At 47.2% G+C, this 18859-nt stretch carries 2 protein-coding genes; both read left to right on the top strand.

The genetic code is table 11. The features are described 5' to 3' along the window. The first annotated feature begins 2 nt into the window (after positions 1-2). Entirely contained in the window at positions 3-16682 is a 16680-nt protein-coding gene (siiE, locus tag ACLJZ5_RS17690; protein ID WP_024797339.1) for a non-fimbrial adhesin SiiE, read from the top strand. 39 nt (positions 16683-16721) lie between these two features. Then, positions 16722-18788 carry an SPI-4 type I secretion system protein SiiF gene (gene siiF / locus ACLJZ5_RS17695; protein ID WP_000358571.1) on the top strand — a complete coding sequence of 689 codons (2067 nt, stop codon included), beginning with the start codon at positions 16722-16724 and terminating at the stop codon, positions 18786-18788. The last annotated feature ends 71 nt before the right edge of the window (positions 18789-18859 follow it).

Raw genomic sequence — 18859 nt, forward strand, 5'->3', positions numbered from 1 at the left:
TTATGGGAAATAAAAGCATACAAAAGTTTTTTGCCGATCAAAATTCTGTAATTGATTTATCTTCTTTGGGTAATGCCAAAGGCGCAAAAGTTTCTCTTTCCGGGCCAGACATGAACATTACCACGCCGCATGGGTCAGTGATCATTGTCAATGGCGCTCTTTATTCAAGTATCAAAGGCAATAACCTCGCTGTTAAATTTAAAGATAAGACTATTACCGGCGCTAAAATTCTGGGCAGCGTAGATTTAAAAGATATTCAACTAGAGAGAATTGACAGCTCATTGGTTGATTCTGCTCAGGTAGAAAAGAAAGGTAATGGCAAACGACGAAATAAGAAGGAAGAAGAGGAATTAAAAAAGCAGCTTGACGATGCTGAAAACGCAAAGAAAGAAGCTGATAAGGCGAAGGAAGAAGCTGAGAAAGCTAAGGAGGCTGCAGAAAAAGCGCTCAATGAAGCGTTTGAAGTACAGAACTCGTCAAAGCAAATTGAAGAAATGCTGCAGAACTTTTTGGCTGACAATGTAGCAAAAGACAATCTGGCTCAGCAAAGCGATGCTTCCCAGCAAAATACACAGGCTAAAGCAACGCAGGCTTCTAAACAGAACGATGCTGAAAAAGTTCTTCCTCAACCTATTAATAAAAATACCAGCACTGGCAAAAGTAATAGCAGTAAAAATGAGGAAAATAAGCTCGATGCCGAGTCTGTTAAAGAGCCGCTTAAAGTCACATTAGCACTTGCGGCCGAGAGTAACAGCGGTAGCAAAGATGATAGTATAACTAATTTTACCAAACCTCAGTTTGTAGGTAGCACTGCTCCCAATGCCACGGTCATTATTAAAATTAATGGTATTGCTGTCGGTCAGGCTGTAGCGGATAGTTTGGGTAACTTCACCTTCACTGCGCCTGAAACATTGACTGATGGAACATACAATCTGGAGGCAGAGGCCAAGACTGCTGATGGGAGCGGTAGCGCCAAACTTGTCATTACTATCGATTCCGTTACCGATAAGCCAACATTTGAACTTTCGCCTGAAAGTAGTGTGTCTGGTCATAAGGGCTTAACGCCGACCTTGACGCCTTCAATTGTTGGTACGGCGGAAGAGAATGCTAAGGTTGACATTTATGTAGATAATAAACTGGTTGCCAGTGTTGATGTCGATAAAGATGGAAACTGGAGTTATGAATTTAAAGATAATGAATTATCTGAGGGCGAAAATAGTATAAAAGTCGTTGCCGTAGATAAAGCAGGTAATAAAAACGAAACGACGGATAGTATCATAACCGACACCATTGCTCCGGAAAAGCCGACGATTGAGCTGGATGATAGTAGTGATTCCGGCATTAAAAATGACAGCATTACAAATAGCACCCTGCCAACATTTATTGGTGTGGCGGAACCCGGTTCTACAGTCTCTATTTATCTTGGACTTAAACATCTTGGTGAGGTCATTGTTGCTAAAGATGGGACATGGAGCTATACGCTTACTACGCCGCTCAAGGATGGCGAATACAATATAACAGCAACAGCTACTGATATTGCCGGACATACCTCAGCGACGGCAAATCTGCCTTTTACTATTGATACACGTATCAGCTATTTCAGCGCTGAGATTGAAACGACGAATGATAGCGGTATTGTCGGAGATAACGTTACTAACAATACTCGCCCAACCTTTACAGGTAAAACTGAGCCAAATGCTATTATCAGTGTCATAAATAGTGAGACCGGCGAAGAGGTTATTTTTAAAGCGAATGACAAGGGCGAATGGACGTTCAAGTTCACTTCCGACTCAGTGGAAGGGATTAACAATCTTACGTTCACTGTTGAAGATGTCGCTGGCAACAAAAAGGATTTTTCCTTTAGTTACGTTATCGATACTGTTGCCCCTGTACCTCCGACGGTTTCTTTGGAGGATTTTGTTGTTTTACCGAATGGTATAATTTTATCAGGGAATGATTTACCGGCTTTAGTCGGTACGGCAGAGCCAAAGTCTACCATCTTATTGATGCGAGATGGTAAATTATATGACAGCATTGAGGTTGACTCAAACGGGACCTGGAATTATCAGTTTAGTAATAAATTTCTTCAGGGCGCCTATGATATTGAAATCATTTCTCAGGATGCCGCCGGTAATAAATCCTCTACTGTTAAATATTCTTTTACTATTCAAACTGAAGTTGTACCTCCAAAAGCGGAACTCGATGCCAGTGATGATTCCGGTGCAAAAGGCGACTGGATTACCAATAAACATAATGCTCTGACATTACTGGGAACAGCGGATAGGTTTGCTACCGTAAATATCCTTATCGATGGTAAAACGATAGGCGTGACGACTGCGGATGCAGACGGTAACTGGAATTTTGATATTTCCCGAAATCTGTCTGACAATGTTTATAAGATTACGGTTGAATCCATCGATCCTTTAGGAAGAACGTCATCTGTAGATTATCAGCTTACCATTGATAGCTTTACGCCGATCCCTACTGTTATGTTGCATGATAGCGCTGATTCTGGCGTTAAAGGCGATATGATTACTAAAATTAATACGCCGTTGTTTACCGGGATGGCTGAAGCTAATGCTAAGGTTTCCATCTATGTCGACGGTGTGTTAAGTGGCGAGGCTATTGCTGGCGATGATGGTGTATGGAATTTTCAATTTACCACAGCGTTATCCGATGGCTCGCATGACGTAACGGTAAAGGTAGAAGATATTGCCGGTAATACTGCCTCCTCATCAGCGTATAATTTCCAAATCGTAACGCAAACGCAAAAACCAACAATAGAGTTGGTCAACGATACGGGGGTTGATAATACAGACCATATTATTAATGAAAAGAATCCTGCACTGACAGGAACCGCTGCACCCTATTCAACGGTTAAACTCTATATTGATGGTGCACTGATCGCTGAGGTCAGAACAAATAAAGATGGCAGATGGGAGTATACCCTGAAAGCCGATCAAGGTTTGGTTGATGGCGATCATAGAATAACCGCTTCAGTTGAAGATATCGCTGGCAACATTGCCCATTCGGATCCTTTCTTAATTAGCGTCGATACTGCTATTTCAATACCGATAGTTTCATTGAGCCCGGATTCAGATTCGGGAATTGCAGATGATAATTTAACGAATATCGTTAAACCTACCTTGCACCTAAAAGATATTGATCCGGACATTATCAGTGTTCAGGTATGGGATGCCGTGTCTGATACGCAGATCGGTGTTGCCACGCAACAACCTGATGGTTCATGGGCCTATACCTTTACTTCAGATTTAACGGAAGGCTTGCATCAGGTTTATGTCAAGGTTGAGGACATTGCGGGTAATAAAGCGAACAGCGCGGTATTCGATTTTACTATCGATACCACAGTATCAACGCCGGTGATTTCCCTGCTTTCTAAGGATGATACGGGGGTTACAGGCGATAACCTGACCAATATCAATAAGCCAGGTTTTGCTATTTCCGGTGTTGATGCTGATGCGCATCGGGTCGTCGTACAGGTGATGCACAATGGCGTGAGCGAAGAGATCGAACTTTCCCACCTCAATGGTAGTTGGTTATTTATACCAGGGAATACGTGGGCGGATGGCAGCTACACGTTAACGGTGAAAGTAGAAGATAAGGCAGGAAATACCAACTACTCAGCGCCGCTGACGGTCGTTATCGATACCCAAATCGCCATTGATGGGGTGGAACTGGTCAACGATAGCGGCGTGAAAGGCGATAATATGACCAACGACGACCGTCCCCACTTTCGTGTGACGGTACCTACGGATGTCAATGAAGTCCGTCTGAGCATTGACGGTGGTAATTCGTGGGTTCAGGCAACTCCGGGCGTGGCAGGAAGCTGGGAGTATATCTGGCCGACAGACCTGGCAGATGGTCAATACACGCTAACGGTGGAAGCGACTGATAAAGCAGGCAATACAGTGACGAAGACCATCGATTTCGCGGTGGATACCACGCTGTCAGTGCCGGTCATCGTACTGGATAGCGCGGACGACACCGGCATCCAGGGCGATAACATGACGAATAGCACCCAGCCGACATTTGCCCTGCAGCATATTGATGATGATGCCGTTCGCGTTACGGTCAGCGTAGAGCATGGCGGCGTCACCACCACATTTGACGCCACGAAAGGCACAGGCGGATGGAGCTTTACGCCGACAGGGGCGTGGGCGGATGGTGATTATACCCTGAGTGTGTCAGTCGAAGATAAAGCGGGGAACACCAGCCATTCTGCATCGCTGACGGTGACGGTGGACACGCAAATCGCCATTAATAACATTGAACTGGTCAATGACAGCGGTATTCCCAACGATAATCTGACTAATAACGTGCGTCCGCACTTCCAGGTGACGGTACCGACGGATGTCAACGTGGTGCGCCTGAGCATTGACGGCGGCAAGACGTGGTTCAACGCTACCCAGAGCGCGACGCCGGGCGCCTGGGATTATATCTGGCCGGATGATGTGGCCGACGGAGGCTATACCCTGACGGTAGAGGCGACCGACAAGGCGGGAAACAAGACGACGCAGGAACTTGATTTCACCATCGATACCACTCTGTCTGTGCCGACCCTCTCGCTGGACAGCGCAGATGACAGCGGCATCGCGGGCGATAATATCACCAATGTTAAAACGCCGGGCTTTACCCTCAACAATATTGATACCGATGTCAGCCGGGTGATAGTGGAGGTAATGCACAATGGCATTAAACAGGAGGTGCCACTGGTTCAGACCGGCGGACAGTGGCGCTTTGCGCCGACCAGCGACTGGGCGGACGGCGACTATATCCTGACGGTGAAGGTAGAAGATAGGGCCGGAAATGTGAAGCAGTCCGCGCCGTTGACGGTGACAGTAGACACGCATATCGCCATTGACCGTATTGAACTGGTTAACGACAGCGGTATCCCCGACGATAATCTGACCAATGAAGCGCGCCCGCACTTTCAGGTGACAGTACCGGCGGATGTTAACGGTGTAAGACTGAGCATTGATGGCGGCAAAACGTGGTTTGACGCCACGCAGAGCGCGACGTCGGGCGTCTGGGATTACACCTGGCTGACGAATGTGGCTAACGGCCCTCACACCCTGATGGTGGAAGCGTCCGACAAGGCGGGAAACAAAACGACGCAGAAACTGGACTTCACCATCGATACCATTCTGTCAGAACCGACGATTACCCTGGACAGCGCGGATGATAGCGCCGCTGGCGATAACATCACCAACGTTAAGATGCCAGGCTTTACCCTCGGTAATATCGACGCCGACGTGACCAAAGTGGTGGTGACGGTGGCGCATGATGGTAAGAACCAACAGATAGAGTTGATTAAGAACGGCGGTGTGTGGCGCTTTACGCCGGGCGCAGCCTGGACCGATGGCGACTATACGCTGACGGTAAAGGTAGAAGATAAGGCGGGTAATACAAATTATTCTGCGCCGCTGACGGTGACTATCGATACGCAAACGTCTATTGATCGCATTGAGCTTCTTAATGACACGGGTATTGTCGGGGATAACCTGACCAATGAAGCACGTCCACAGTTTCATATTACGGTACCGACGGACGTGAACTCTGTGCAACTGAGTCTTGATGGCGGCATCAACTGGGTTAACGCAACGCTGACGTCTGACGGCGTTTGGGAGTATATATGGCCGACAGATCTGGTCGAAAATACGTATACCCTGACAGTGAAAGCAACCGATGTTGCAGGCAACACGGCGACGGAAACGCTCAATTTTATCATTGATACCACATTGTCGACACCGACCATCACGCTGGATAGCGCAGATGATAGCGGCACCGCCAACGATAATAAGACTAACGTTAAAACGCCGGGTTTTATTATCGGCGGTATTGATTCTGACGTGACTCAGGTCGTCGTGCAGGTGATGCGCGATGGTCACAGCGAGGAGGTGGAGCTGACGCAGACTAACGGGCAGTGGCGTTTTGTACCCGGCAGCGCGTGGACTGATGGCGACTATACGCTGACGGTAACGGTGAAAGATGAGGCGGGTAATATTCGCCACTCAGCGCCGTTGACGGTCACCATCGATACGCAAATCGCCATTGACCATATTGAACTGGTCAATGACAGCGGTATTCCCGACGATAATCTGACCAATGAAGCGCGCCCGCACTTCCAGGTGATGGTACCGACGGATGTCAACGTGGTGCGCCTGAGCATTGACGGCGGCAAGACGTGGTTCAACGCTACCCAGAGCGCGACGCCGGGCGTCTGGGATTATACCTGGCTGGCTGATGTGGGAGAGGGTAAGCATACCCTGACAGTGGAGGTGACCGACAAGGCGGGAAACAAAACGACGCAGCAACTGGACTTCATCATCGATACCATGCTGTCAGAACCGACTATCGTGCTGGACAACACGGACGACAGCGGAACAAAAGGCGATAACCTGACCAACGTAAATAAGCCGACGTTTTTACTGGGCAATATTGACGCAGACGCGCGGTATGTCACGGTTGAGGTGCAGCATGGCGGCACGAAAGAGGTGCTGACGGCCACCAAAGACGCGACCGGCAACTGGAGCGTGACACCGACCGGTACATGGGCAGATGGCGACTATACGCTGACAGTGAGGGTGGAAGATGAGGCGGGGAACGAAAAACACTCAGCGTCGCTGACGGTCACTGTTGATACCCAAATCACCATTGATGCTATTGAACTGGTTAATGATAACGGTATTCCCGGCGACAATATGACTAACGACGCCCATCCGCAGTTCCGCGTGACGGTACCGGGGGACGTTAACGAAGTCAGTCTGAGCATTGACGGTGGCGTGACCTGGGTTAAGGCGACACAGAGCGCGACGCCGGGCGTCTGGAATTATACCTGGCCGGGCACCGTGCCGGATGGCGACTATACGCTGAATGTGAAAGCGACTGACAATGCGGGTAATACGGTGACGGAGACACTCCACTTCACTATTGATACCACGCTGTCGACGCCGGTCATCGTACTGGATAGCGCGGACGACACCGGCATCCAGGGCGATAACATGACCAATCGCACCCAGCCGACATTTAACCTGCAACATATTGATGATGATGCCGTTCGCGTTACGGTCAGCGTGGAGCATGGCGGCGTCACCACCACATTTGACGCCACGAAAGGCGTAGGCGGATGGACCTTTACGCCGCCGACATCATGGGGGGCGGGCGATTATACCCTGAGTGTGTCAGTCGAAGATAAAGCGGGGAACACCAGCCATTCGGCATCGCTGACGGTGACGGTGGACACGCAAATCGCCATTAATAACATTGAACTGGTCAATGACAGCGGTATTCCCGACGATAATCTGACTAATAACGTGCGTCCGCACTTCCAGGTGAAGGTACCGACGGATGTTAACGAGGTACGCCTGAGCATTGACGGCGGCAAGACGTGGTTCAACGCTACCCAGAGCGCGACGCCGGGCGTCTGGGATTATACCTGGCTGGCTGATGTGGGAGAGGGGAAGCATACCCTGACAGTGGAGGCGACCGACAAGGCGGGAAACCAGACGACGCAGAAACTGGACTTCATCATCGATACCCTACTGTCAGAACCGACTATCGTGCTGGACAGCACGGACGACAGCGGAACAAAAGGCGATAACCTGACCAACGCGAATAAGCCGACGTTTATACTGGGCAATATTGACGCAGACGCGCGGTATGTCACGGTTGAGGTGCAGCATGGCGGCACGAAAGAAGTGCTGACGGCCACCAAAGGCGCGACCGGCATCTGGAGCGTGACACCGACCGGCACATGGGCAGATGGCGACTATACGCTGACGGTGAGGGTGGAGGATGACGCAGGGAACGTAAAATACTCAGCGCCGCTGACGGTCACGGTTGATACCCAAATCACCATCGATGTTATTGAACTGGTTAATGATAACGGTATTCCCGGCGACAACCTGACCAATGACGTTCGTCCACACTTCCGCGTCACGGTGCCAGGGGATGTCAACGAGGTACGTCTGAGTATCGACGGCGGTAATACGTGGGTTCGTGCAACACAGGGCACGGCAGGGATCTGGGATTACACCTGGCCGAAAGATGTGACCGACGGGCTACATACCCTGACGGTAGAAGTGACCGATAAGGCGGGAAATAAGACGACGCAGACGCTCGATTTTACCATTGATACCCGGCTGTCAACGCCTACCATCGCTATGGATAGCAGGGACGATACAGGTGCCATTGGCGATCATATTACGAGCGTCAAAAGACCGGGCTTTACCATTGGCAATATTGACGCCGATGCGCACTCGGTCATTTTGCGGATCACACAGGGCGGCAATAGCCAGGAAGTGACACTAACCCAGGTTGGAGGACAGTGGCGCTTTACGCCAGATGCTGACTGGGCGGACGGTAGCTATACACTGACGGTAGAGGTAACGGATAACGCAGGAAACGTTCGTCAGTCCACGCCGCTGATAGTGACGGTAGATACGCAAACCAGCATTACTGATATTACATTGGTCAATGATCATGGCGTGCCTGATGACAATCTAACTAACAGCACCCGTCCGCAGTTTGAGATCACGGTGCCGGCGGATGTGAATTCTGTGCAACTGAGCATTGATGGGGGCGCAAACTGGGTGAGCGCGGCGCAGGGTATTGAAGGCGTCTGGGGCTATACCTGGCCAACGGATATGGGCGATGGAAAACACACCCTAACCGTCATGGTCACCGACAGAGCGGGCAATACGGCGACGCAAACGCTTGAATTTTTCATCGACACCCGGTTGTCGACGCCGACTATTGCGCTGGATAGCACGGATGATACCGGTACGCCTGGCGATGATATGACCAATCGCACCCGACCGACCTTTATTCTGCAGAATATCGATTCGGATGTTATCAACGTTACAGTCAGCGTCACGCATAATGGAACGACAACCTCGTTTACTGCGACACAGGGGGCTGGAGGATGGAGCTTTACACCGCCAGCACCGTGGGGCGACGGTGATTATACGCTGACGGTGACAGTGGAGGATCGGGCGGGAAATACGCGTCCGTCTACGCCGCTGACGGTGACAGTGGATACGCAAATAGCCATTGATCATATTGAATTAGTCAACGATAGCGGCGTCCCTGGCGATAATATCACAAAACATGTGCGTCCGCAGTTCCAGATCTCGGTACCGGATGATGTGGAAAAGGTTCTTCTGAGTATTGACGGCGGCACGACCTGGGTTACTGCAATCAAGAGTTCGACGGCTGGCATTTGGGATTACACCTGGCCGACGGATATGCCAGAGGGACAGCATACCCTGATCGTGGAAGTGACTGACGGTGCGGGTAATAAGATGACGGGGACGCTCGATTTCACTATCGACATCACGTTGTTGACGCCAACCATTGAGCTAGCGCCCGATCAGGATACCGGACAGAATAAGAACGATAATCTGACCAGCGTCACTCAGCCGGTATTTGTGTTGGGGAGTATCGATAAAGATGTTCGACACGTGGAATTGAGTATTGAGCATAACGGTACGTTTAAAACGGTGGTACTCACCGAATCAGCCGACGGCTGGCGCTATCGACCAGATTCTGCTTTGGCGGACGGTAGCTACACATTCACCGTGACGGTAACAGATGTGGCAGGCAACCAGCAAACATCCGCGCCTTTAAAGGTGACGATAGACGGTACGTTGACTACGCCGGTGATTGAACTGGCAGCTGGCGAAGATAGCGGTACTGTTGGCGATCGCCTCACCAATCACGATCGGCCTGTGTTCGACATACGCCAGGTTGATTCTGACGTTACGCGCGTGATGGTCAAAGTAACTTACAACGGTAAAACGCACGAGGAAGCGGCGGTATTCACCAATGGTCAATGGCGCTTTACGCCTTCTGCGAGCTGGGCTGATGGCTCATATCAGTTAGCCGTTGTGGTGGAAGATCTGGCGGGGAATGTAAAAGAATCTGCGCCGTTTGAGGTGCGTATTGATACCACGACAACCATTAACAATATCGTATTGCTTAATGATACTGGCGTGCAGAATGATCAATTAACGAATGTTGCCAAACCGTCATTCAGAATTGACGTTCCCGGTGATGTCGTCCAGGTACGCGTAACCCTGGATGGTGGCGCTAACTGGAATGTGATACGCAAAAATGCCGACGGACAGTGGATTTTTGACAGCCCGAATACTCTGGTTGACGGCACATATACCCTTCGCGTAGAGGCCACGGATGAGGCAGGTAATATTGCGAATAAAGATTTAGTATTTAATATCGATACTAATATACAGGTTCCGACTATTGCTTTAGACGCAGGACAAGATACCGGAGCGAATACAGCCGATAATATCACTAATATTTCACGACCCACCTTTACGATTGGTAATGTTGACCCCGATGTTATCAAAGTCGTGGTGACGATTGATGGTCATGATTATAACGCGACTAAGGTTGGGGCTGGTTGGCAATTTACGCCAGGCAATGCCATTCCGGATGGTTCTTATAATATTACCGTTACGGTTGAAGATAAGGCCGGAAATACCGCGACATCGAAACCATTACCTGTTGTGATAGATACGACGGCTGAAATTGAAAGCGTCACGTTGGTTACAGATAGCGGCGATAGCGATGTAGATAACATTACCAAAGTCGACAAGCCGCAGTTTAGTATTGTTACCGCTGATGATATTACCCATGTGCGCGTTAAAATCGATAACGCCGCTAATTGGATTGAACTCACAAAAGGAGGGGATGGCCGCTGGATATTTAATGTCGGTTCGGCATTACCTGATGGGCAACACACTCTCTTGGTTGATGTGACTGATATCGCCGGCAACGTTGCGCAAGAAACGCTGCAGTTTACGATTGATACGACTCTGCGAGAGCCGACAATTGTACTCGATCCCACCCATGATACTGGTGATGATACTAATGATAATCTTACCAGGATTAACAAACCGGTGTTTATTATCGGTAATGTCGATAATGATGTATCACACATTGTGGTTCATATTGATGGTCGGGATTACACCATTGAAAACACAGGGGGGAATTTAACCTTTACGCCGGATCAACCGCTGTCTGACGGTCAGCATACGATCTCTGTTACCGTAACGGATATTGCTGGTAATACCAAAACATCGGCCGAACTGCAGATTGAAATCGACACGCAGGTTCAGATTGACAGTGTTACGTTAACAACAGATAGCGGCGTCAACGATCACGATAATGTCACCAATGCTACCCGTCCCTCTTTTGAAATTGCAACGCCTGATGATGTGACATCGGTGCTGGTTTCTTTCGATGGCGTAAACTGGACGCCCATCAGTAAAAATGCGGCCGGGCAGTGGGAATTTACTGCAGGTAGCGCATTGCCTGATGGTCATTATACTCTCCATGTCCAGGCGACGGATCGGGCAGGGAATACGGCAAATTCCACGCTGGGCTTCACCGTGGATACGCAGATTGACGGCCTGAGCGTCGTGATGCTGGACGACGCCGGAAAGGATTCTACGGATGGTATTACGAATATTACCTCTCCACGTTTTGAAATTTCAGCCAGAGAACCGCTGCAGAGCGTGACGGTAATTTTAAACGGGAAATCCAGCACACTGACTCAGGGGGCAGGTAATAAATGGCTGTTTACCCCTGATACACCGTTAGTGGATGGAACTTACAAAATAGAAATAGTGGCTGAAGATATCGCAGGTAATAAAATTAGCAAAGAGGTATCATTCACAATAGACACTATTGTTTCTGATCCCAGTATTGATTTGCTGGATGCGGATGATACTGGCGAAAGCGCTGTTGATAATATTACGAGTGTCACTAAACCACGTTTCGTTATTGGCAATGTACCCGCCGATATTGATACTGTTGTAATCAGAATTAACGGCGTTTCTTATCCGGTTACGGCAAATGGCAATAACCTCTGGGAATTTCAGGTTCCCGTTGCGTTAAACGATGGCGTATATGAAGCCGTTGTTGTCTTCAGAGATATTGCCGGAAATACTTCTGAAACTAAGCTGCCCTTTACCATTGATACCACGACAAGCGTCAGTGTCAGAATGGAGCCAGCGTCTGATACCGGAAATTCCAATAGCGATAACCTTACGAATAAGCAAAATCCCAAATTCGAAGGTACTGCAGAGCCCAATGCGAAACTGGTGATTACCATTGTTGACGATAAGTCAGGTCGGGAGGTTTTAAAACAAACTATTACGGTTGGCGCTGATGGCAACTGGAGTGTGACGCCGAATATACTGCCGGATGGCATGTATACCATCAACGTCGTCGCAACAGATGTCGCGGGAAATACTGCGCAAACGCAGGAAAGATTCACTATCGATACGGTTACGATCGATCCCACCATTCGCCTTTCGGATCCATCTATTGATGATCAGCATGAAGCAACCAGCCTGCGTCCTGAGTTCAAAGGGTTTGCCGAAGCGTTCTCGACGATTATGATTCAGTGGGATGGGAAAGTGGTCGGCTCCGCAAACGCCAATGCGAATGGCGAATGGAGTTGGACGCCGCCATCAGTATTAGCGCCAGGCTCCTATGTTGTGAGCATTGTTGCCAAAGATAAAGCGGGTAATGAATCGTCGCAGGTCGACTTTCCTGTAGTAATACCTGTTATTGATGTCACGCCTCCAACCATAAAGCTCAGCGAGGAGAGCGATAGTGGTGCCTTAGGAGACTTTACGACGAATAATAAAACGCCGACCCTGATTGGGAGCACGTTACCTAATACGATTGTGAGTATTTATGTGGATGGCGTGAAGGTCGGCGAGGCGACAGCGGATACAGCGGGTCGATATACTTTCCAGTTATCGGAAATGAAAGATGGCCATTATGTCGTCCAGGTGGGTATCGTCAACCCTCGCGATAATAGCGAACTGCGTTCTACCGCCGTTGATGTCACTATCGATACCGAGGTTGCTGAACTGGTATGGAATATATCTGGAATGCATGAGGGCGGATATATCAACACGGTGACGCCGGAGATTGGCGGCACCAGTGAGCCAAACAGCAAAATCACTATCTTTGTGAATGGCGTTGAAAAAGCGATTGCTTATACGACAGGCGCAGGACACTGGGGCGTAGTATTACCCGCTTTGGGTAATGACGGTAATTATGAATTAACGTTTAAAGTTGAAGACGTTGCCGGCAATATCAGAGAGTTTGGTCCGCAGAATGTGATACTGGATACGGTAATTTCGCCGTTAACCGTGGTATTGCGCGAAGCTGATGACAGTGGCAAAGTTGGCGACTGGATCACCAATAAATCTCATGTCACCATCGATGGTACTGCCGAAGCCGGAAGTACTTTAACCATCAGGAATCCGCAGGGAGTGGTTATTGCTACCCTGGTGGTAGGCAATGATGGTCGATGGAGCGCAGAATTAGATCTGCGTGAAGGTAGTAATGCCTTTGTCGTGGTATCGGAAGATAAAGCGGGCAACAGCCAACAAAAAGATATTCTGATAGAACATGATACGCAGATTGAAATCAGCGATATTTCATTAAGTCGGGATACTAATAGCGGTGATAAATATGATCTGATTACCAATAATAAGTCTCCGGTACTGGTTGCCATGACCGATCCCGGCGCGACGGTACAGGTTTATATTAATGGTGTGTTACAAGGCACAGTAGAGGCGAGTTCGTCAGGTAATATTAGCTATACCATGCCGGCAAATAGCGCCGACGGCGAGTATCAGGTGCAATTTGTTGCTACGGATACTGCTGGTAACCGGGTTGAGTCTGCGATTACAACCGTGACAATCGATTCTCAAATTGCTGTCTTTGACATTGATGAAGATTCATTACCGGCCCTCTCTAATAACCGGGCGTTGTCAGTCTCAGGTGTCGGGGAGGCTGGTTCTCAGGTCAGCATCTTTGTCGATGGTAAATTAGTCAACGTTGTTATGGTTGAGGCTGATGGCACATGGCGCGCGCCGATACTGCTGCAAGATGATGGTACGTTTAATATTCATTTCAGCATTACTGACGTTGCTGGCAACACTGAAGTGAGCAAGGATTATAGCGTGGATGTCGATTCATCAACCGACTTCCCAACGCTCAACCTTGAAGATGCGAGCAACTCTGGTTCACTTGACGATCTGATTACTAGTCACAACAAGCCTGTGTTAGTTGGCACCGCAGAAGCGGGAGCCACAATCCATATTTATGTGGATGAAAAGATCGTGGCAAATGTTCTTGTGCTTGAAGATGGAACCTGGTCCTATCAGTTTGATAATGCGTTAAAAGATGGTGAATATTCTATCCGAGTGGTTGCCGAAGACCCGGCAGGTAATACAGCAGAATCGCCTCGCTTACTCGTCACGATAGATACCAGTACGTTTATCGATAATCCTGTTATGATGGCAGGTTCTGATAACGGTATTTTCAGTAATGATAGTATAACGAGTCAAACCCGGCCTGCGTTTAGTATTTATGGAGAAATGAACCAGAGTGTTCAGATTTTCATTGATGGGGTGTTAGTCGATACGATCACGGTGACCGACAGAAATCAAGTTTATCGACCTGAGTCACCGTTGGGCGATGGTTCCCATAGCATTTATTATGTTATCACCGATAAAGCAGGCAACACGGCTACCTCGAAAACGCTAAACTTTACTATCGATACCTTAAATACGACGCCTGTCGCCATTGATTCTATCGGTGGACAAACGTTAGCAGAGATGACCGGTAGTGATGGCAAAATATATATAACGGACACGACACGTAACTTATTGTTTAGTGGCAGTGCCGAGCCCAATAGCAAAATAGAAATCATCATTAATGGCTTAAATGTGGGGGAAGTTTGGGTTAATGACAAAGGCCACTGGCAGATGCCGGTGAACCCGCTTTATTTCACAGAAGGCCAGCTGGATATCACTGTTAAATCTACGGACCGTGCTGGTAACGTAAATCAGGAAAAGTATTCCATTTGGGTCGATACGCATATCCAGGTATTTACCAGCGAGCTTGATGACAATAAATCATCATCGAAAACGGACTGGTGGAGTAATAGCTCCACTATTACCATGAGAGGTATGGGGGAAATTGGCGCTACGGTATCATTAATCGTGGCAGGGGTCACGCTGGCAACCGCTGTCGTTGCGGCTAATGGGCAGTGGGAGTTATCGACCGATCAGCTTCCGGAAGGGAAATACGATATCACTTTGAGTATTGAGGATAACGCAGGCAACCGTAAGGAAGAGGTACATGAAATATTTATTGATCGAACGCCGCCAAACGCTCCGGTCGTAACTTATTCAGATATTGTCAACGATCTAATTATTATGCAGGGGACGGCGGAAGCCAAATCTCAGCTAATAATAACCGATAGTAATGGGAATACTTATACGTTAACTGTTCCTGATAATGGTAAATGGAGTATGGCGATCCCGTATCCATCGGAAGGGAAGTTTACCATTACGAGTGTGGATGCGATTGGTAACCGGAGTGATGATGTCCCTCTCGATATCATGAAAGAGGTTCCCGTTATTTCATTATCTCCAGACTCGGACAGTGGTACGGTGGGCGATAATATTACGCGAGATAAGCAACCTACCTTTATTATCGGGAATCTGGAAAGCGATGTTGTGGTCGTTCAGGTCGATATCAATGGGACCGTATATAATGCTGAAAAAAATGCCGATGGCGTTTGGTTCTTTACGCCAGGTACACCGTTAGCTGATGGTTCCTATACGATATCGGTAATCGCAAGCGATGCCGCGGGTAATCAGAAAAACTCGTTACCCATTACCGTTACGATCGACAGTACGCTGACCGTGCCAGAGATTGCGCTGGCAGCAGGTGAAGACAATGGCGCTTCAGACAGCGATAACGTGACGAATCACACCCAGCCTAAGTTCACGCTGCAGCATATTGATGCTGATGTGACCGGGGTGACCGTAAACGTGACGCATAATGGCGTGACAGACATCTATCAGGCGACGCAAGGCGCGGATGGCTGGACCTTCACGCCGCCAGCCGCCTGGAATGACGGTACCTACACGCTGAGCGTGACGGTGGTGGATCGCGCGGGGAACTCACAGCAATCTGCTTCGCTAGCGGTGACGGTTGACTCAACGGTGACGGTAACAGCGGATAGCCAGCGTAACGATGCGAGCGATGACGCCACGGCAACAGCGGTTACTCCACCGGAGTCTGAAACAGTGAATGCCGAAAGCGCTACGCATCTTCGTACAGTGCCGTCTGTGGCGGAAGAAAGCGTGGTGAAGGAGACAGCCTATAGTATTACATTGTTAAACGCTGACTCTGGGGATGAAATAGATCGTTCAATTAGTCAGACACCTTCTTTTGAAATATCAGTACCTGAGAATATTGTTAATGTCAGTGTTATGTTTGAAGGAGAAGAGTTTACTCTGCCGATAACTAACCAGAAAGCAATATTCGAAGTTCCGCTATCTTTGGAAGATGGTGAATATACTATGGACGTGAAATTCATTGATAAGGACGATGATTTCCTGATTAAGGAGAAAACATTCTCAGTCGATCACTCCTCGGCGGATATTGTGAACGCAATGAATGCAAGAGGAAAGACCGAGGATGATATTAATGATTCCCCTTCAACGAGTTCTGTAGGGCACAACAATAACGGCGCTATTGATGTTTTCGCCGTTAATGAAGTTACGTTACCTGTAGATAATCAAGAAGAACACGCATAATAACGGAGGCCCCTCACCTTTGGGTGAGGGGGTTTACTTATGGATAAAAAACTAGAACCTTATTATTTAAGTGCGGAAACGGCATTATCTATAGTGTCTAAAAAATTCAACATAAAAATTGACATCAAAGAGGATGATATAAATTTAAGATTTAAAAAGTACGACAGAAATAACACTGACGACTCTATACAAATGAAGAATTTCTTTTTGTCGTTAGGGCTTTCTCTACAGGATATATTATTTAATAATGGTGAGGATTTACTAAATGAGCCTATGCCGATTTTACTATTAACGCCAGAAATGAAGTGGATGGTGTGTGTGAGCGGCGGGCAAAAAATAAAGTTGGTAAACGCGCGCGGTGAACTCTGTTATGTTGAAATTGAAGATGAATATTTAAAAGAGTTATCTGCATTTAGTATACTACCTTTAAATAAAGTTGTTGATAGTATAAGAGTAAAAAATATCATAAAAAACTCTTTATCGATGAACAAGATTTTTTATACTAAATACTTCTTTTCATCTCTTTTTATGGCAATTTTTGCGTTAACTATCCCAGTATTTAGTAATCTGTTCTATGATAAGCTTGTTCCAAGTGCTTCGGTTTCATCTTTATTTGGCGTGGCTATAATTGTTGCTGTATTTATTGTTTTTGAGTTTATTCTTCGTACTTCGAAAGATATTTATCAGTCTATCACAGCAAGGCAGGATGACGTCGATATTGATATCGCATTTCTTGAAGCGGTCCTTTATAGTAAAAAGAAAAATGGCAGATCCATGTCATCAGCATTTGTGCTATGGAATGAGTTTCAGAAAATTAAACCCGTTTTATTAAACTCGATCTTTCAACGTATAGCCGATATTCCAATATTTATTATATTTCTCATTGTTATATATGTAAATTTAGGTCTGGTTGTTATTGTACCTGTTACCATGTTTATCGTCTCTATTATTATTTCCATCGTTAACCACCATTATACTAATGAGTTAATGAACAAACAAAAAGAAGGACAGAAGAACAGGAATATTTTCATCTCAGAAGTTTTCTTATCTATTAAAATGATCCATACCTTAAATAATCAAGGTTTACTTTTTGATTGGGTTAATACATCAAATGAACAGTCGTATCTTAACCTGAAGATAAGAAAATTAAATCTTATCTATCAATCTATATTGGGTAGTATGTCATCTATTACCCAAATAACTATTATGGTAATAGCCTTTTTTATGGTAATTAAGGGTGATGTTACCACTGGCGCAATTGTTTCATCTGTCATTGTCTCTGGCCGTATCTCCGGGATCATTTCGAATTTTTCTTCTACATTAATCTCTATTTTATCAGCAGAAAAAACCGGTAAGGATCTGCTTTCTTTTTTTGATGAAGATCAGGCAGAAAAAACACCGGCATTACAGTCCATATCAAAGTGCAATGGCGATATCTCTATCCGGGGCGTGAGTTATCAGTATGATGCTCAATCTCCGATGATTATTAACCGACTGTCTATAGACATACCTGCGGGGCAACGTGTCGCGGTGGTAGGCGAATGCGGTGCAGGAAAAAGCTCATTACTGGGAATGCTATCTGGCTACCTTTCGCCAACAGACGGTGCCATCTTATATGATGGATATAACTTAGGACATTTATCGCAGAACTTTTTTTCTCAGCATTTAAGTGTGGTGACGACACATGATGTTTTATTCACCGGAACCATTGAAAGTAATTTCGCGTTAAAACCGCAAAACGACAGGGGCCGGGTACTCAAGGCGCTTCATCTGGCGAACTGTGGTTTTATCTTGCAACATCCTATGGGGCTGAAGTTTCCGGTGAATTTTATGGCTAAAAACCTGTCATCCGGACAGCAGCAGCAGTTATTATTAGCACGCAGTCTGAGCAGTAACGCCAGCGTCTTTTTATGGGATGAACCAACATCAAATCTGGATGAGAATACCGAGAAGCAAATTTTTGATAACTTAGATGAGTTTATTCATGGGAAAACGTTGATCATGGTGACGCATCGTCGATACCTGATAAAGTATTTTGACCGGGTCCTGGTAATGAAAGGTGGGAAAATAATCCGTGATTGTTCTCCGGATAAATTATTAATGTAAAATAAGCAGCGCTTGTCGCTGTTATCAGGCGGTACTATTTAATAAAAAAGACCCGTTGCACAAACGGGTCT

This window comes from Salmonella sp. 5800, assembly GCF_046558195.1.
In the GTDB taxonomy this organism is placed as follows: Bacteria; Pseudomonadota; Gammaproteobacteria; order Enterobacterales; family Enterobacteriaceae; genus Salmonella; species Salmonella enterica.

What these genes read in the sequence shown, in the direction of transcription:
- siiE (WP_024797339.1), top strand. Translation starts at nt 3, where the DNA reads ATGGGAAATAAAAGCATACAAAAGTTTTTTGCCGATCAAAATTCTGTA.
- siiF (WP_000358571.1), top strand. Translation starts at nt 16,722, where the DNA reads ATGGATAAAAAACTAGAACCTTATTATTTAAGTGCGGAAACGGCATTA.